This window comes from Pseudomonas peli (assembly GCF_050563605.1).
Classification (GTDB): domain Bacteria; phylum Pseudomonadota; class Gammaproteobacteria; order Pseudomonadales; family Pseudomonadaceae; genus Aquipseudomonas; species Aquipseudomonas peli_A.
The window spans coordinates 145,998-163,377 of the sequence record NZ_JBNXUH010000008.1 but is presented as its reverse complement, the minus strand read 5'-3'; the positions used below and the strand labels follow the sequence as shown (position 1 = coordinate 163,377).

Here is a 17,380-nt window from a genome sequence, read left to right as displayed (position 1 = left end):
CTGGCGGCTCCGTCCCCGCCGTGTGGCCTCAGGCTACACGCATCAGTTGGCGGCTTCTCTTTCGTTTCAACCCAGAACCAAGGTCATCATGGCTCAATACGTTTACACCATGCATCGGCTCGGCAAAGTCGTACCGCCGAAGCGGGAAATCCTCAAGAACATCTCCCTGTCGTTCTTCCCAGGCGCCAAGATCGGCGTACTCGGCCTCAACGGTTCGGGTAAATCCACCCTGCTGAAGATCATGGCCGGCGTCGACACCGAGTTCGACGGCGAAGCCCGTCCGATGCCGGAGCTGAATATCGGCTATCTGCCGCAGGAGCCGCAGCTCGACCCGAGCAAGACCGTGCGCGAAGTGGTGGAAGAGGCCGTGAGCCAGATCAAGGACGCCCAGGCGCGTCTGGATCAGGTCTACGCCGCTTACGCCGAGCCGGATGCCGACTTCGACAAGCTGGCCGCCGAACAGGCCAAGCTCGAAGCCATCCTGCAAACCAGCGACGGCCATAACCTCGAGCGTCAGCTGGAAGTCGCCGCCGATGCTTTGCGCCTGCCGGCCTGGGATGCCAAGGTGGAATTCCTCTCCGGTGGTGAGAAGCGCCGTGTGGCCCTGTGCCGTCTGCTGCTGTCGGCTCCTGACATGCTGCTGCTCGACGAACCGACCAACCACCTGGACGCCGACTCGGTGGCCTGGCTGGAGCACTTCCTCCATGACTTCCCCGGCACTGTGGTCGCGATCACCCACGACCGTTACTTCCTGGATAACGTTGCCGGCTGGATTCTCGAGCTCGACCGCGGCGCCGGTATTCCGTACGAGGGCAACTACTCGGGTTGGCTGGAAGCCAAGTCGGATCGTCTGGCCCAGGAATCCAAGCAGCAGTCGGCCCATGAAAAGGCCATGAAGGAAGAGCTGGAGTGGGTGCGCAAAGGCGCCAAAGCCCGCCAGTCCAAGTCCAAGGCACGTCTGCAGCGTTTCGAAGAAATGCAGTCGCAGGAATTCCAGAAGCGCAGCGAGACCAACGAGATCTATATCCCGGTCGGCCCGCGTCTGGGCGACAAGGTCATCGACTTCGTTAACGTCAGCAAGGGTTACGGCGACCGCGCGCTGATCGACAACCTGTCGTTCAGCATGCCCAAGGGCGCCATCGTCGGCGTGATCGGCGGTAACGGTGCCGGTAAGTCGACCCTGTTCCGCATGCTGATGGGCAAGGAGCAGCCGGACTCGGGCAGCATCGAGATCGGTGAAACCGTGCAGTTGGCCTGCGTCGACCAGAGCCGCGACGACCTCGACGGCAGTAAGACCGTGTGGGAAGCCGTGTCTGGCGGTTCCGACATGATCAAGATCGGCAACTATGAAGTGCCGTCGCGCACCTACGTCGGGCGCTTCAACTTCAAGGGCGGCGACCAGCAGAAGTTCGTCAAGGACCTCTCCGGCGGTGAGCGCGGCCGTCTGCACCTGGCCCTGACCCTGAAAGAGGGCGCCAACGTGCTGCTGCTGGACGAACCGTCCAACGACCTCGACGTGGAAACCCTGCGTTCGCTGGAAGAAGCGCTGCTCGATTTCCCTGGCGCCGCCATTGTGATCTCTCACGATCGCTGGTTCCTGGATCGCGTGGCGACCCACATCCTGGCGTACGAAGACGACTCGCATATCGAGTTCTTCGAAGGCAACTACACCGAGTACGAAGCTGACCGTAAAAAGCGCCTGGGCGACGCTGCCGCGCAGCCGCACCGTGTGCGTTACAAGAAGCTGGCCCAGTAAGCCACGCTGTACTGCAAAACGGAGCCGCATGGCTCCGTTTTTCTTTGCAGGCGCCGCGCGTTAGCAAAAGTTGCAAAGCACTGATCTGCGGCAGTGCGTCGGTCTAGTGCTGGGGCCACACTGAACACAGTGTTCCCGAGGACTACCGCATGCCTGCCTTCGACCCCCATGTCGCGCTCTACACCCTATTAAATGAATACAGCGCTCGCGCCAATGCGATTCGCCAGGACCTGGCGCGCACGCACTCGGCGGATTTTGCCGAGCAGGCGCAGCAACGGCAGAACGATGAGGTACTGGAAGCGCTGCTGGCTGAAGCCGAGGCTGGGTTGCGTCAGGTTGGCCTGGCCAAACTGCGTCTGGCCGAGGGGCATTACGGCCTGTGCCTGCGCTGTGGCGAGGCCATCAGCCCTGCGCGCTTGCAGGCCATGCCTGCTGCCGAATATTGCCTGATCTGTGCCGATATGCAGGATCAAGCCAGCTGAACAAGGATGTTGTGCTCGCCTACCGACGGCTAAATGAAGAGGCGCGCGATTGAGCTTATGGCTTGTGGATGCGGGCCGATGCGGCCATGATTTCCACCAGGCCCCCGTCCAAGGATTTCCAATGCCAGACTCCGTCGCAGCCCATTTGCGGTTGGCACCTGAAGCACTTACCCGTCCCTTTTCTCCTGAGCAGTTCAACTTTACCGATACCGAAGACCTGGAGCCCTTCCGTGGCGTATTGGGCCAGGAACGCGCCGTCGAGGCGCTGCAGTTCGGCGTGGCAATGCCGCGTCCCGGCTACAACGTGTTTGTCATGGGCGAGCCCGGCACCGGGCGTTTCTCCTTCGTCAAACGCTACCTCAAGGCCGAAGCCAAGCGCCTGGAGACCCCGGCTGACCGGGTGTACGTCAACCATTTTGACGAGCCGCGCGAGCCGCGTGCACTGGAGCTGCCGTCCGGTACTGCTGGCGAGTTTCTCGCCGATATCAATGGCCTGATCGATAACTTGCTGGCGACCTTCCCGGCGGTGTTCGAGCACCCTTCGTTCCAGCAGAAAAAGAACGCCATCGACCGCGACTTCAACAAGCGCTACGACCAGGCCCTGGATGTGGTCGAGCGCCTGTCGCTGGAAAAGAGCGTCGCTCTATACCGTGACAGCAGCAATATCGCTTTCACCCCGATGCTCGATGGCAAGGCGCTGGATGAGGCAGAGTTCGCTCAGTTGCCGGAAGCCGAGCGTGAGCGCTTTCATGCCGATATCGCCACCCTGGAAGAGCGCCTCAACGAGGAGCTGTCCAGCCTGCCGCAGTGGAAGCGCGAGTCGAGCAACCTGCTGCGTCAGCTCAATGAAGAAACCATCACCATCGCCCTGCAGCCGCTGCTCGCGCCGCTGTCGCAGAAGTACGCGGAAAACGCCGGAGTCTGCGCCTACCTGCAGGCGGTGCAGGTCAATCTGCTGAAAACCGTGGTCGATCAGTTGGTCGAAGTGGAAAAGGCCGACGCCCAGACGCGCAAGCTGCTCGAAGAGCAGTACTGCCCGAGCCTGGTAGTCGGCCATCACGCCCAGGGTGGCGCACCGGTGGTGTTCGAGCCGCACCCGACCTACGACAATCTGTTTGGCCGCATCGAATACAACACCGACCAGGGCGCGCTTTACACCAGCTACCGCCAGCTGCGTCCCGGTGCGTTGCACCGCGCCAACGGCGGTTTTCTGATTCTTGAAGCAGAGAAGATGCTCGGCGAGCCGTTTGTCTGGGATGCGCTCAAGCGCGCCCTGCAATCGCGCCAGCTGAAGATGGAGTCGCCGCTGGGTGATCTCGGCCGCATCGCCACTGTGACCCTGACCCCGCAGATGATTCCGCTGCACCTCAAGGTGGTGATCATCGGCTCGCGTCAGCTGTATTACACGCTGCAGGACCTCGATCCGGACTTCCAGGAGATGTTCCGTGTGCTGGTCGACTTCGATGAAGACATCCCGCTGGCCGACGACAGCCTCGAGCAGTTCGCCCAGCTGATGAAAACCCGCACCTCGGAAGAGGGCATGGCGCCGCTGACCGCTGCTGCTGTGGCGCGGGTTGCGACCTACAGCGCGCGCCTGGCCGAGCACCAGGGGCGTCTGTCGGCGCGTATTGGCGATCTGTTCCAGCTGGTCAGCGAGGCTGACTTTATCCGCAGCCTGGCGGGGGATGAAGTGACCGACGCCGGGCATATCGAGCGTGCGCTAAAGGCCAAGGCCACCCGCACCGGTCGCGTATCGGCGCGGATCATCGACGACATGCTGGCCGGGATTATCCTGATCGACACCGCCGGCGCGGCCGTGGGTAAGTGCAACGGCCTGACCGTGCTGGAAGTCGGCGACTCGGCTTTCGGTGTGCCAGCGCGGATTTCCGCCACGGTCTATCCGGGCGGCAGCGGTATTGTCGACATCGAGCGTGAGGTCAATCTCGGTCAGCCGATCCACTCCAAAGGCGTGATGATCCTTACCGGTTATCTGGGCAGCCGTTATGCCCAGGAATTCCCCCTGGAGATTTCCGCGAGCATCGCCCTGGAGCAGTCCTACGGCTATGTCGACGGTGACAGTGCATCGCTGGGCGAGGTCTGCACGCTGATCTCTGCCTTGTCGCGCACGCCGCTCAAGCAGTGTTTCGCCATTACCGGTTCGATCAACCAGTTCGGTGAGGTGCAGGCGGTCGGTGGGGTCAACGAGAAGATCGAAGGCTTCTTCCGTCTGTGTGAGGCCCGCGGTCTGACCGGCGAGCAGGGCGCGATCATCCCGCACTCCAATGTCACCACTCTGATGCTTGATGAGCGGGTACTGCAGGCGGTACGCGCCGGGCAGTTCCATATCTACGCAGTGCGTCAGGTCGACGAAGCGCTGAGCCTGTTGGTTGGCGCGGACGCCGGTTCGCCCAATGAAAAGGGGCAGTTCCCTGCAGGCAGCGTCAATGCGCGGGTGGTTGAGCGTTTGCGCGATATCGCCGCCATGGGTATGGAAGACGACGATAAGGAGGAGCCGAAGAAGGAAGAGCCGGCTGCTGCGGCAAACGAGAAGAAGCCACGGGCGAAAAAGCCGGCGGCTGAATGACCGCCCGGCTGCGACAATTCGCCCGGTGGCTGGTCAGTCACTGAGCGAATTGCGCCGCCGGCCAGTGCGCCTGGCTCTGGCCGGCTTTTCCTCAATTCATCCACACAGTTATCCACAGCAGGCGGGGATAACTGTTGGCTTCCCAGCGGCGCTTGCTCGGGTGTAGGCTGAAGACCTGCTCCCGAGAGGGTCGTCGCCATGTCGCGCAGCCTCAATCTCACCCGTCACTGCCTGGGCCTGGATACCCGTATTGAATGCGTGGTGCTGCCGCTGGCCGGTAACAATGGCCTCTGGACGCTGATCTGCGCCGCCGGCATGGCCGGTGCGCAGCCTTCCACAATTAAAGCGCAGGGCCCATTCCACGGGGCTTTCGCCGCAGAAAGCATCCTCACCGATATCGCCGAAAATCTGCATGGCATGGGTTACGAGCAATCGACCGACGTGCCGATTTGGCGGCTGCATATCCAGGCCGAGCTACGTCGTTTGAACGGCGAACGTGGCCATCACTTGGGTGATTACCAGTTTCAGCCGGAAACCTGAGCGGGCCTTTGTCGAGTATTTGACCAGGTGCCACCAATCCTGCAGACGACTGGCTTGCAGCCATTGATCCTGAGCCTGCCCACAAGGTTATCCACAGTTGCCGGGGATAACCGCAGCGGTCATCTATTGCCACACTCCAGGGTTGTCTAGGCGAGGGCGCTGGGTATACTCGCCGGCAGTCTTGAACCCTGAGTGAGCCCTTATGGAACGCTTTATCGAAAATGCCATGTATGCCTCGCGCTGGCTGCTGGCGCCTATCTACTTTGGCCTCTCGCTGGGTCTGCTGGCGCTGGCGCTGAAGTTCTTTCAGGAAGTCTTCCACATTCTGCCCAACGTCTTCGGCATGGCCGAGGCGGATCTGATTTTGGTGATCCTCTCGCTGATCGATATGGCGCTGGTCGGTGGCCTGTTGGTGATGGTGATGATTTCCGGTTACGAGAACTTCGTTTCCCAGCTGGATATCAAAGAGGGCACCGAGAAGCTCAGTTGGCTGGGCAAGATGGACTCCAGTTCGCTGAAGATGAAGGTAGCGGCCTCCATCGTGGCGATTTCCTCGATCCATCTGCTCAAAGTGTTTATGAATGCGCAGAACATCCCCGACAGCAAGTTGATGTGGTACGTGATCATTCACATGGCCTTCGTCCTCTCGGCCTTCGCCATGGGTTATCTGGATAAGCTGACCAAGTACGAATCAAGCTGATCCTTCCTATGCGTCCGCGCCGCCCGGCCGTTGCAAAACGGACGGGCGGTTTGCTTTCTGCCTTGTGCTTTTATGGTGTTGTACAAAAATTGTATTTGTACAGATTTTTGTATAGCTTTACTTGCCCGAGGACATTGCCATGAATCTGCAAGACCTGTCGCTGCACGCCCATGCCGGCCATATCGACGCGCTCAACCTGATCTCCATCGAAGGTGGCATCTACCTGTTGGAGGCGCACATGGATGGCCGTGCCCATCCGCTTAGTGATAGCCATGGCAAGACCCTGCACCTGCGCTCGGTCGAGCATGCCCGCGACCTGCTGCACGACCTGCCGCGCGTGCCATTTCATCTGGTGCACGCGGTGGTGCATGACGAAATGTGCGGCATGCAGGACGGCACCCAGGACACCTTGCGCGTGCCGATTTCCTTCAACTCTTCCTGGTAACGACTTCATCTATGTCTATTCGCCGGCTTGCCCTGGTTCTGGGTGATCAGCTGTCTTTCGATCTGCCCAGCCTGCAGGCCCTGGACCCGCAGCAGGATGCCGTACTGCTCGCCGAGGTTTCAGCTGAAACCGACTATGTGCCGCACCATCCGCAGAAGATCGCGCTGATCTTCAGTGCCATGCGTCATTTTGCCGAGGCCCTGCGCGAGCGCGGCTGGCGCGTGCATTACGTCAAGCTGGACGATACCCAGAGTAGTGGCTCACTGCCGGGTGAGTTGCAGCGCTGGGCTATGCAGTTGCAGGCGGCCGAAGTGCATATCACCGAGTGCGGTGAGTGGCGCCTGGAGCAGGCGCTGCAGGCTTGCGGCCTGCCGATCACCTGGCATGCCGACAGCCGCTTTATCTGCGCTCGTGACGAGTTCGCCCGTTGGGCTGAGGGGCGCAAGCAGCTGCGTATGGAGTTCTTCTACCGCGAGATGCGCCGCAAGACTGGCCTACTGCTAAATGGCGACGGCACGCCGGTGGGCGGTGCCTGGAACTTCGATGCGGAAAACCGCAAGGCGCTGCCCAAGCTGATCAAGGCACCGATGACAGCGCGCTTCCCAGTGGATGACATTACCCAGGAAGTATTGGCGCTGGTGGCTGAGCGTTTTAGTCATCACTACGGCAGTCTGGCGGCTTTCGATTACCCGGTGACCCATGCCGAGGCCGAAGCGCTGTGGCAGCATTTTCTCGATTTCGCCTTACCGGCTTTTGGCGATTACCAGGACGCCATGGCAGTCGGTGAGCCGTTTCTGTTCCATGCGCGGATCAGCGCGGCGCTGAATATCGGCCTGCTGGATGTGCGTCGCCTGTGTGCGGATGTCGAGGCGGCCTACTGGCGCGGTCAGGTGCCGCTAAACGCCGCCGAGGGCTTTATCCGCCAGTTGATTGGCTGGCGCGAATACGTGCGCGGCATTTACTGGATGCATATGCCGGAGTACGCCGAGCGCAATGCCTTCGCCAATACCCGGCCGTTGCCGGAGTTCTACTGGACCGGCAAAACCCTGATGAAATGCATGAGCCAGGCCATCGGCCAAACGCTGGAGCATGCCTATGCCCACCATATCCAGCGGCTGATGGTTACCGGCAACTTCGCCCTGCTGGCCGGTATTCAGCCTAGCCAGGTCTGCGACTGGTATCTGGCGGTGTATATGGATGCCTTCGACTGGGTCGAGTTGCCCAACACCCTGGGCATGGTCATGCACGCCGATGGCGGCTACCTAGGCTCCAAGCCCTACTGCGCCAGCGGTCAGTACATCAAACGCATGTCCAACTACTGCGGCGACTGTGCCTACAAGGTCACGGAAAGCGTGGGTGAGCAGGCTTGCCCGTTCAACGCGCTGTATTGGCATTTCCTCATGCGCCACCGCCAGCAGCTGTCGGGTAACCATCGGCTGGGCATGATCTATCGTGGCCTGGACAAAATGAGCGACGCCAAGCAGCAGGGGCTGTGGGCGCGCGGCGAGCAGCTGCTGGCGCGGCTGGATGCCGGCGAGGTGCTGTGAAAAGGGCCGAGTTGCCGGTCAAGACCTGCGCGGTATGCGGGCTGCCCTTCACCTGGCGCAAGAAGTGGGCGCGCTGCTGGGATGAGGTGAAGTACTGCTCCGAGCGCTGTCGGCGTAATCGACAAGGCGTGGCCGGTGGGTAGGGCGGACAGGTGGTTTGTGCTAGGCTGGCCGACCTTTTTTAGCCCCTAGCGGAGCAGTGCTATGTCCGATATCAATCTCTCGACTGACGAAACCCGCGTCAGCTACGGCATCGGCCGTCAACTGGGTGGTCAGCTGCGCGACAACCCGCCGCCGGGTGTGAGCCTGGACGCCATCCTGGCGGGCCTGACTGACGCCTTCAACGGCCAGCCAAGCCGCGTCAGCGAAGCAGAGCTGACTGCCAGCTTCAAAGTAATCCGCGACATCATGCAAGCCGAAGCCGCTGCCAAGGCTGAGGCCGCTGCTGGTGCCGGTCTGGCCTTCCTGGCTGAGAACGCCAAGCGTGACGGCATCACCGTACTGGCTTCCGGTCTGCAGTACGAAGTGCTGACCGCAGGCGAAGGCGCCAAGCCTTCCCGCGAAGACAGCGTGCGCACCCACTACCACGGCACCCTGATCGACGGCACCGTGTTCGACAGCTCCTACGATCGTGGCCAGCCTGCCGAGTTTCCGGTTGGCGGCGTAATCGCCGGCTGGACCGAAGCCCTGCAACTGATGAATGCCGGTAGCAAGTGGCGCTTGTACGTGCCGAGCGAGCTTGCTTACGGCGAGCAAGGCGTGGGCAGCATCCCGCCGCACAGCGTGCTGGTATTTGACGTGGAGCTGCTGGACGTTCTCTAACGTTTCAGGCGCTTTCCTTCGCGGGCATTGCCCGCTCCTACGCCAGACTGGTAGGGGCGGGCCATGCCCGCGATGCATTTCAGGGGCGCAATGCCCGGGCGTAGCAGTAGAGAAACAGATTGCGCACCAACTCCTTGAGCACCAGCGGCTCGCTGGAGTTCAGCTCGTGCAGATCCAGATCACCCTGATCACGCAGTTCATCCAGGGCATCTTCCTTAAGCAGGGCGCAGACTTCGCCGGTGTTGCGATTGAGAATGCGTAGATACGGCTGCGGGCGGTCCAGCCAGGCATCGATCAGATAGGTCATGACTCATCTCCCTTTCAAGTGTTTAGATGAGAATAATTCTTATTATATTTATAGCAAGGATTAATCGCTGCCTTTCGTCGCGCGGTGTGATTACTGTGGATCGCAGGCAATAAAAAGCCCGCCATATGGGCGGGCTCTTGTCTGTCACGATAAGCCTTTAGTGCGTGCGAGCTACGGCAAAGCGGCTGAGTTCGATCAGCGCGTCGCGGTATTCGCTGGCGGGTAGGGCGTCCAGGCAGGCGATGGCGCGCTCGGCGTAGTCGCGGGCTTGTTGGGCGGTGTAGTCCAGAGCGCCAGCGGCTTCTACGGCATTGCGAATGCTTTCCAGGTCCTCAATGCCGCCTTTCTGGATCGCCTGGCGCACCAGAGCCGTCTGTTCGGCGGTGCCTTCGCGCATGGTGTAGATCAGCGGCAGAGTCGGTTTGCCTTCGGCCAGGTCGTCGCCGACGTTCTTGCCCAGGGTGGTGGCATCGCCACGGTAGTCGAGCAGGTCGTCGACCAGCTGGAAGGCCACGCCGAGGTGGTCGCCAAAGGTGCGCAGCGCTTCGGTCTGTTCGGCGTTGGCGCCCGCCAGTGCTGCGGCGCTGTGGGTTGAGGCTTCGAAGAGCATCGCGGTCTTGCCGCGGATGACTTCCATATAGGTTTCTTCGGTGGTGCTGGCGTCGCGAATCTTCGATAGTTGCAGCACTTCGCCTTCGGCGATCACCCGGGTGGCCTTGGAGAGGATCTTCATCACCGGCATGGAGCCGAGTTCGACCATCATTTCGAAGGAGCGTGAATAAAGGAAGTCGCCGACCAGCACGCTTGGAGCATTGCCCCACTGGGCGTTAGCGGTGCTGCGGCCGCGGCGCATGTCGGACATGTCGACTACATCGTCGTGCAGCAGGGTGGCGGTGTGCAGAAACTCGATGGTGGCAGCGAGCAGGCGCAGGTTGTCGCCTTCAATGCCCAGCGCCTTGCCACTGAGCAGAACCAGCAGCGGACGCAGGCGCTTACCGCCAGCGGAGATAATATAGTCGCCGATCTTCTCTACGAGCGGTACGCGCGACACCAGTTGGGCGCGAATGATGCCGTCGACGGCGGTAAAGTCATCCGCCACCACGCGGTAGAAAGCCTGGGGTTGCATCGCTTGCACCTGCTACTCATGGGTTGCGCGGCATGCTAGGGGGCAGGGTAGGGGCTGTCAAGGCAAGCGCTTGGCGCACTTGCATGGTGTCGATTGCTTGCGTACAATCGCGCACCCTGAACTTCCCCCTGGGTATTTCCCTGCCTTACGCAATTGCAAGGGTGTCCTTCCGGCCCCAAGCAGCCATGCCAGCCGACACTTATTCCTATAAAGCGCTGGGTGAGCAGGATCAACGGAGATTTACCATGTACGCAGTAATTGTTACTGGTGGCAAGCAATACAAAGTCACCGAAGGCGAATTCCTCAAGGTCGAAAAACTCGAGCTGGCCACTGGCGCAGCTGTGACTTTTGACCGTGTTCTGCTGATCGGCAATGGCGACGACGTTCAAATCGGCGCTCCGGTTGTTGAAGGTGCCAAAGTTGTTGCTGAAGTGATCGCTCAAGGTCGTCACGACAAGGTCACTATCATCAAGTTCCGTCGTCGTAAGCACCACATGAAGCGCCAGGGCCACCGTCAGTGGTACACCGAGATCAAAATCACCGGTATTCAGGCTTAATTCGTTTAGCGCTGATCCCTTTATAGGAGTATTGAACTCATGGCACACAAAAAAGCTGGCGGTAGTACCCGCAACGGTCGCGACTCAGAAGCCAAACGCCTTGGCGTGAAGATGTATGGCGGTCAGAAAATCATTCCTGGCAACATCATCGTGCGTCAGCGCGGCACCCAGTTCCACGCCGGTTACGGTGTTGGCATGGGTAAAGATCACACCCTCTTCGCGAAAATCGAAGGCGTGATCAAGTTTGAAGTAAAAGGCGCGTTCAACCGCCGTTACGTGAGCGTCGTTGCGGCTTAATTGCGCGACTGCTGGGAAAGCCCCGTCCTTGCGACGGGGCTTTTTTGTTTCTGTATTCTTGGGGTTCTTGCCAAACTGTCCTGGGTGTTAGCGTTCGATTTGAATGCAGGTCAATTTTGCAAGAACCTGGTTTTCTCGTTTTAGATAACCCGCCTAGTTGCGGGAGGCGTACCCATGAAATTCGTCGATGAAGTATCGATTTTTGTAAAAGCCGGCGACGGCGGTAACGGCATGATGGCTTTTCGTCGTGAAAAGTTCATCGAGAAGGGCGGCCCTAACGGTGGTGATGGCGGTGACGGTGGCTCGGTATATATCGAGGCGGTCGAGAACTTCAATACCCTGGTGGATTACCGCTATACCCGTCGTTTCCAGGCGCAGAATGGTGAGAAGGGTGGCAGCACCGACTGTACCGGTGCCAAGGGTGAAGACTTGATCCTGCCGGTGCCGATTGGTACCACGGTGATCGACGCTGGTACCCAGGAAGTGATTGGCGACCTGACTCGTGCCGGCCAGCGGCTGCTGGTGGCGCAGGGCGGTTGGCATGGTCTGGGTAATACCCGCTTCAAGTCCAGTACCAACCGTGCGCCGCGCCAAACCACGCCGGGCAAGCCGGGCGAGTCGCGCGATCTCAAGCTGGAATTGAAGGTGTTGGCCGATGTTGGCTTGCTCGGCTTGCCGAATGCCGGCAAGAGCACCTTTATTCGCGCGGTATCGGCCGCTAAGCCGAAAGTCGCCGACTATCCCTTCACCACCCTGGTGCCAAACCTGGGTGTGGTCAGTGTCGAGCGCTACAAGAGCTTTGTGGTCGCCGATATCCCGGGGCTGATCGAGGGTGCTTCCCACGGTGCTGGCTTGGGTATTCGCTTCCTCAAGCACTTGTCGCGTACCCGTCTGCTGCTGCACCTGGTGGATATGGCGCCGCTGGATCTGACCGATCCAGCCGAGTCGGCAGCTACAATTATTGATGAGCTGACCAAGTTCAGTCCGTCGCTGGCTGAGCGCGAGCGCTGGCTGGTGCTGAACAAGGCTGACCAGATCCTCGATGAGGAGCAGGAGGCGCGTATCGCTGAAATTGTTACGCGGATCGAGTGGGAAGGTCCGGTGTATGTGATTTCTGCCTTGGCGCGCCAGGGTACTGAGAAGCTCTGTTATGACATCATGGATTTCCTTGAGGCGCGCGCTGAGCGCATTCAGGAAAACCCAGAGTACGCGGCCGAGCTGGCTGAGCTGGATACGCGCATCGAAGATGAGGCGCGCGCCCAGCTGCAGGCGCTGGACGACAAGCGTGCGCTGCGTCGTTCCGGGGTCAAGGCTGTTGGTGATGTCGATGAAGACGACAGCTTCTGGGATGAAGAGGACGAAGATGATGGCCCGGAAATTATTTACGTCCGGGATTAAGCAACTACAAAACGCCGCTTAATTGCGGCGTTTTTGTAATCACAGGTCGCGGCTAAGGTTGGAAGATCATGCGTGACAAGGTAACCGGTGCGCAGCGCTGGGTAGTGAAGATTGGTAGTGCGTTGCTGACCGCTGATGGTCGTGGTCTGGATCGCGCGGCCATGGCGGTGTGGGTCAAGCAGATGGTCGCGCTGCGTGAGCAGGGCGTCGAGTTGGTGCTGGTGTCATCCGGAGCGGTGGCGGCGGGCATGAGCAAGTTGGGCTGGAGTGCGCGACCGAGCGCCATGCATGAGCTGCAGGCGGCTGCGGCGATTGGCCAGATGGTGCTGATTCAGGCGTGGGAGTCGAGCTTTGCCGAGCATGGCCGGCGCACGGCGCAGATTCTGCTGACCCATGACGATCTGTCCGATCGCAAGCGCTACCTGAATGCGCGTAGCACGCTGCGCACGCTGGTGGATCTGGATGTGGTGCCGGTGATCAACGAGAATGACACCGTGGTCACCGACGAAATCCGCTTCGGTGATAACGACACCCTGGCAGCGCTGGTGGCCAATTTGGTCGAGGCGGATCTGCTGGTGATCCTCACGGATCGCGATGGCATGTATAACGCCGATCCGCGCCATAACCCCGATGCCGAGCTGATTTTCGAGGCGCGCGCCGATGACCCGGCGCTGGATGCCGTCGCTGGTGGTGTGGGCGGCGCGCTCGGGCGTGGTGGTATGCAGACCAAGCTGCGCGCGGCGCGCCTGGCTGCACGTTCCGGGGCGCATACGGTGATTGTCGGCGGGGCTATCGAACAGGTGCTGGCGCGGCTTAAGGCGGGCGAGCGTCTGGGTACTCTGCTGGCGCCTGAGCGCGGCATGCTGGCAGCGCGCAAGCAGTGGCTAGCCGGGCATCTGCAGACCCGTGGCACGCTGGTGCTGGATGACGGTGCGGTCAAGGCTCTGGCGACCGGTACAAAAAGCTTGCTGCCGGTTGGTGTTAAGGCGGTGCAGGGTAGCTTTCGCCGCGGTGAGATGGTGGTCTGCGTGGCGGCGGATGGTCGCGAGATTGCCCGTGGGCTGGCCAACTACAGTGCGCTTGAGGCGCAAAAGATCATCGGTCAGTCGTCGGATGCCATCGAGAGGCTGCTGGGTTATGTTGATGAGCCCGAGTTGGTTCATCGGGATAATTTGATCCTGATTTGAGGGAAGGCTGATGCGGGTCGTAAAGGGATTGCTGGGTGCGCTTGTGCTGTTGCCTGGGTTGGTGGCGGCCGAGCAGATCGGTGAAGTGTCGACGGTTTTCAAATTTATGGGGCCGAACGACAAGATCGTCGTCGAGGCGTTTGATGACCCTAAGGTGGAAGGCGTGACCTGCTACCTGTCGCGGGCCAAGACTGGTGGCGTCAAGGGTGGTCTGGGCCTGGCCGAGGATCGTGCTGAGGCGTCGATTGCCTGTCGCCAGGTTGGCCCGATCAGCTTTCTCGAGAAGCTCAAGGAGGGCGAAGAGGTGTTTCGTGAGCGTACTTCGCTGGTATTCAAAACCATGCAGGTGGTGCGGTTCTTCGATCAGAAGCGCAATACCCTGGTTTACCTGGTCTACAGCGATCGGGTAATCGAGGGTAGTCCGCAGAATGCGGTGACGGCCATTCCGATTCTGCCCTGGCCGCAAAAGCCCTGAGTCAAAAAAGCCCGAAGCGATTCGGGCTTTTTTGTGGTTGTGGGCGTTGCAGGCTGCGCCGGCAATTATTGCGGGCAATAAAAAACCGGCGGTTAAGCCGGTTTTTCAAGAACTAGTAGCGTGTCGCAAACAGCTTAGGCGGCTGCAGCAGCGCTCAGGGCCTTGATGTGGCCATTGAGGCGGCTCTTATGGCGAGCGGCTTTGTTCTTGTGGATGATGCCTTTGTCGGCCATACGGTCGATTACCGGCACAGCCAGGGTGTAAGCAGTAGCTGCAAGAGCAGCGTCTTTGGCTTCGATAGCCTTGACGACGTTCTTGATGTAAGTACGAACCATCGAGCGCTGGCTGGCGTTATGGCTACGACGCTTCTCAGCCTGTTTTGCGCGTTTTTTGGCAGAAGGTGTATTGGCCACCGTCAAGCTCCTCGAAGAAAAATTCTGGGGGTTACAAACAAATAAGGCCGCGAATCATGCCGATATGAGGGAGTGCTGTCAAGCCTGTTGGCTTTTCCCTGTGCTGGCCTGACCAGTGGCAGACCGCTACACTCGTCGCCTTTGCGCGCCAGTGCTTGTTTGCGGAGCCGGGATATTACATGAATTTGCTCAAGTCGTTGGCCGCCGTCAGCTCCATGACCATGCTTTCGCGTGTATTGGGCTTTGTACGCGACACCATCATCGCCCGCACCTTCGGCGCGGGCGTGGCTTCGGACGCCTTTGTGGTGGCGTTCAAGCTGCCCAATCTGCTGCGGCGGATTTTTGCCGAGGGTGCGTTCTCTCAGGCCTTTGTGCCGATTCTGGCCGAATATAAAACCCAGCAGGGTGATGAGGCTGCGCGCACGTTTCTCGCTTACGTGACAGGCCTGCTGACTCTGGTGCTGGCGCTGGTGACCTTTATTGGCATTCTCGCGGCACCGTGGATTGTTTGGGCCTCCGCCCCAGGTTTCGCCGATGAGGCGGAGCGCTTTGAACTGACCACTGATCTGCTGCGGGTGACCTTTCCTTATATTCTGCTGATATCTCTGTCCTCGCTGGCGGGGGCGGTGCTCAATACCTGGAACCGGTTCTCGGTACCGGCTTTTGTGCCGACCCTGTTGAACGTCAGCATGATCGTCTTTGCCCTGTTTCTGACGCCCTATTTCGACCCGCCGATCATGGCGCTGGGCTGGGCGGTGCTGGTGGGTGGCCTGGCGCAGTTGCTGTTCCAGCTGCCGCATCTGCACAAGATTGGCATGCTGGTGCTGCCGCGGCTGAATCTCAAAGACACCGGCGTGTGGCGCGTGATGAAGCAGATGGGGCCGGCGATCTTCGGTGTATCGGTCAGTCAGATTTCGCTGATTATCAACACCATCTTCGCCTCTTTTCTGGTCGCTGGGTCGGTGTCCTGGATGTATTACGCCGATCGCTTAATGGAGTTGCCGGCCGGTGTGCTCGGCGTGGCGCTGGGGACCATTCTGCTGCCGGCCTTGTCGAAAACCCATTCCGGCGCCAGTCGCGAGGACTATTCCAAGCTGCTCGATTGGGGCTTGCGTCTGTGTCTGGTGTTGGCGTTGCCCAGTGCGGTGGCGTTGGCGATCATCTCCGAGCCGTTGATTGCCTCGCTGTTCCAGTACGGCAAGTTCACCGCTGCCGATACCTTGATGACCCAGCGCGCCTTGATTGCTTACTCGCTAGGCTTGGTTGGCATCATTCTGGTGAAAATTCTCGCGCCGGCCTTCTACGCCCAGCAGAACATCAAGACCCCGGTGCGTATCGGGCTGGTGACGCTGCTGGCGACCCAGGCGATGAATGTGCTGTTTATCTTCGTGATTCCCCTGGCCCATGCCGGCCTGGCGTTGGCCATCGGCCTGGCCGCCTGTCTGAATGCTGGGCTGTTGTACTGGCAGCTACGCAAGCGCGACATGTTCCAACCACAGCCGGGCTGGGCGCTGTTCATCGGCAAGCTGTTGCTGGCGCTGCTGGCGATGGTAGCGGTGCTGCTGCTGGCCATGCAGCAGCTGCCAGCTTGGGCGGACAGCACTATGCTCTGGCGTTTGCTGCGCCTGAGTGGGCTGGTTGGTGTGGGCATGCTGGCCTATTTGGCTGTGTTGGCGCTGCTGGGTTTCCGTTTGAAGGATTTTGCGCGGCGCAGTGCGCTCTGATGGCGGCTGATTTGCTGCCTGTTGTCCGCTGCTCGGTGTGCGTATAATCGACCACTTTATGAGCAAGAAGCGCGTTATGCAGCTGGTTCGAGGCCTACACAACTTGCGGCCCCAGCATCGGGGCTGTGTCGCCACCATCGGTAATTTCGACGGCGTCCATCGTGGTCATCAGGCCATTTTGGCGCGTTTGCGTGAGCGTTCCGCCGAACTCGGTGTGCCCAGTTGCGTGTTGATTTTCGAGCCGCAGCCGCGTGAGTTTTTTGCCCCTGATGCCGCGCCGGCCCGCTTGGCGCGGCTGCGTGACAAGCTGGCATTGCTGGCCGCTGAAGGCGTTGATCGGGTGCTGTGCCTGAGTTTCAACCGCCGCTTGCGTGAGCTGAGCGCTGCCGAGTTCGTGCATCGCGTGCTGGTTGAAGGCCTGGGTGTGCAGCATCTGGAAGTGGGTGATGACTTTCGCTTTGGCTGTGACCGCGCCGGCGATTTTGCCTTTCTGGCCGAAGCCGGTGAGCGTGAAGGCTTTAGCGTTGAAGCGGCCAGCACGGTTGAGCTGGACGGTATTCGCGTCAGCAGTACGCGGGTGCGTGAGGCCCTTGATGCCGGTGATTTTGCCTTGGCGCAGCACTTGCTCGGGCGGCCTTTTCAGATCGCCGGGCGGGTGTTGCACGGGCAGAAACTCGGCCGTCAGCTGAATGCGCCGACCGCCAACGTGCAGCTCAAGCGCAAGCGGGTGCCGCTCAAGGGCGTGTACCTGGTCAGTACCGAGATCGACGGCCAAACCTGGCCGGGCGTTGCCAATATCGGCGTGCGCCCGAGTGTTGCAGGCGATGGTCGCGCCCATCTGGAAGTGCATTTGCTGGACTTTGCCGGTGATTTATATGGCCGGCGTTTGACGGTGGCTTTCCACCACAAGCTGCGCGATGAGCAGCGTTTCGCCTCCCTTGAGGCATTGAAGATGGCAATTGCTGCCGATATTGCTGCCGCCCGTGCCCATTGGCGCGTTTAAGCACCCAGCTTCAACTG

At 60.2% G+C, this 17,380-nt stretch carries 19 protein-coding genes; 16 read left to right on the top strand and 3 right to left on the bottom strand.

The features are described 5' to 3' along the window. Positions 1-88 precede the first annotated feature (88 nt). From ettA to ACQ4LH_RS12060, 9 genes are all read left to right on the top strand, one after another. Positions 89-1,756: an energy-dependent translational throttle protein EttA gene (ettA, locus tag ACQ4LH_RS12100; protein WP_275960645.1), complete on the top strand. Its 1,668-nt coding sequence runs from the start codon at positions 89-91 to the stop codon at positions 1,754-1,756. 149 nt (positions 1,757-1,905) lie between these two features. Beyond that, positions 1,906-2,238 carry a TraR/DksA family transcriptional regulator gene (locus tag ACQ4LH_RS12095; RefSeq protein ID WP_430697384.1) on the top strand — a complete coding sequence of 111 codons (333 nt, stop codon included), beginning with the start codon at positions 1,906-1,908 and terminating at the stop codon, positions 2,236-2,238. 121 nt (positions 2,239-2,359) lie between these two features. Next, positions 2,360-4,822 carry a Lon protease family protein gene (locus ACQ4LH_RS12090; RefSeq protein ID WP_430697383.1) on the top strand — a complete coding sequence of 821 codons (2,463 nt, stop codon included), beginning with the start codon at positions 2,360-2,362 and terminating at the stop codon, positions 4,820-4,822. Positions 4,823-5,020: 198 nt separating this feature from the next. Then, positions 5,021-5,362 (top strand): hypothetical protein, encoded by a 342-nt coding sequence (locus ACQ4LH_RS12085; protein ID WP_430697382.1) that lies wholly within the window; start codon positions 5,021-5,023, stop codon positions 5,360-5,362. A gap of 202 nt (positions 5,363-5,564) precedes the next feature. Continuing rightward, positions 5,565-6,062, top strand: a complete 498-nt coding sequence (locus ACQ4LH_RS12080) for a TIGR00645 family protein (protein ID WP_304866230.1) — start codon at positions 5,565-5,567, stop codon at positions 6,060-6,062. A 139-nt stretch (positions 6,063-6,201) separates the two neighbouring features. Then, positions 6,202-6,507 (top strand): DUF6482 family protein, encoded by a 306-nt coding sequence (locus ACQ4LH_RS12075; protein WP_430697381.1) that lies wholly within the window; start codon positions 6,202-6,204, stop codon positions 6,505-6,507. A gap of 11 nt (positions 6,508-6,518) precedes the next feature. Then, positions 6,519-8,054 (top strand): cryptochrome/photolyase family protein, encoded by a 1,536-nt coding sequence (locus ACQ4LH_RS12070; protein WP_430697380.1) that lies wholly within the window; start codon positions 6,519-6,521, stop codon positions 8,052-8,054. Next, positions 8,051-8,197 (top strand): DUF2256 domain-containing protein, encoded by a 147-nt coding sequence (locus ACQ4LH_RS12065; RefSeq protein ID WP_430697379.1) that lies wholly within the window; start codon positions 8,051-8,053, stop codon positions 8,195-8,197. The genes ACQ4LH_RS12070 and ACQ4LH_RS12065 overlap by 4 nt, the downstream gene beginning before the upstream one ends. A gap of 61 nt (positions 8,198-8,258) precedes the next feature. Further along, positions 8,259-8,876 (top strand): FKBP-type peptidyl-prolyl cis-trans isomerase, encoded by a 618-nt coding sequence (locus ACQ4LH_RS12060; RefSeq protein ID WP_430697378.1) that lies wholly within the window; start codon positions 8,259-8,261, stop codon positions 8,874-8,876. A gap of 79 nt (positions 8,877-8,955) precedes the next feature. On the opposite strand, the gene ACQ4LH_RS12055 is transcribed toward ACQ4LH_RS12060, so the two are convergent. Continuing rightward, a complete protein-coding gene (locus ACQ4LH_RS12055; RefSeq protein WP_090249418.1) occupies positions 8,956-9,183 on the bottom strand; it encodes a PA4570 family protein in 228 nt (75 codons plus the stop codon). Positions 9,184-9,340: 157 nt separating this feature from the next. After that, positions 9,341-10,309: a polyprenyl synthetase family protein gene (locus ACQ4LH_RS12050; protein WP_430697377.1), complete on the bottom strand. Its 969-nt coding sequence runs from the start codon at positions 10,307-10,309 to the stop codon at positions 9,341-9,343. Between the two features lie 245 nt (positions 10,310-10,554). Between ACQ4LH_RS12050 and rplU the strand changes: the two genes are divergently transcribed. The 5 genes from rplU to ACQ4LH_RS12025 all read left to right on the top strand — a co-directional run bounded on the left by rplU (position 10,555) and on the right by ACQ4LH_RS12025 (position 14,223). Beyond that, positions 10,555-10,866, top strand: a complete 312-nt coding sequence (gene rplU, locus ACQ4LH_RS12045) for a 50S ribosomal protein L21 (RefSeq protein WP_430697376.1) — start codon at positions 10,555-10,557, stop codon at positions 10,864-10,866. A gap of 39 nt (positions 10,867-10,905) precedes the next feature. Next, positions 10,906-11,163, top strand: coding sequence for a 50S ribosomal protein L27 (gene rpmA, locus ACQ4LH_RS12040; protein ID WP_003176049.1), 258 nt, complete (start codon positions 10,906-10,908; stop codon positions 11,161-11,163). A 174-nt stretch (positions 11,164-11,337) separates the two neighbouring features. Then, positions 11,338-12,561 carry an Obg family GTPase CgtA gene (cgtA, locus tag ACQ4LH_RS12035; protein WP_430697375.1) on the top strand — a complete coding sequence of 408 codons (1,224 nt, stop codon included), beginning with the start codon at positions 11,338-11,340 and terminating at the stop codon, positions 12,559-12,561. Between the two features lie 68 nt (positions 12,562-12,629). Next, complete coding sequence (gene proB / locus ACQ4LH_RS12030; RefSeq protein WP_160085559.1) at positions 12,630-13,748, top strand: glutamate 5-kinase; 1,119 nt, start codon at positions 12,630-12,632, stop codon at positions 13,746-13,748. Between the two features lie 10 nt (positions 13,749-13,758). Further along, entirely contained in the window at positions 13,759-14,223 is a 465-nt protein-coding gene (locus tag ACQ4LH_RS12025; protein ID WP_311089339.1) for a CreA family protein, read from the top strand. A gap of 134 nt (positions 14,224-14,357) precedes the next feature. On the opposite strand, the gene rpsT is transcribed toward ACQ4LH_RS12025, so the two are convergent. Beyond that, on the bottom strand, positions 14,358-14,636 hold the full coding sequence (rpsT, locus tag ACQ4LH_RS12020) for a 30S ribosomal protein S20 (RefSeq protein ID WP_160085557.1): 279 nt from the start codon (positions 14,634-14,636) through the stop codon (positions 14,358-14,360). Between the two features lie 179 nt (positions 14,637-14,815). On the opposite strand from rpsT, the gene murJ reads away from it, so the two are divergent. Further along, on the top strand, positions 14,816-16,360 hold the full coding sequence (gene murJ, locus ACQ4LH_RS12015) for a murein biosynthesis integral membrane protein MurJ (RefSeq protein WP_430697373.1): 1,545 nt from the start codon (positions 14,816-14,818) through the stop codon (positions 16,358-16,360). 76 nt (positions 16,361-16,436) lie between these two features. Then, positions 16,437-17,363 (top strand): bifunctional riboflavin kinase/FAD synthetase, encoded by a 927-nt coding sequence (gene ribF, locus ACQ4LH_RS12010; RefSeq protein WP_430697372.1) that lies wholly within the window; start codon positions 16,437-16,439, stop codon positions 17,361-17,363. Positions 17,364-17,380 lie beyond the last annotated feature (17 nt).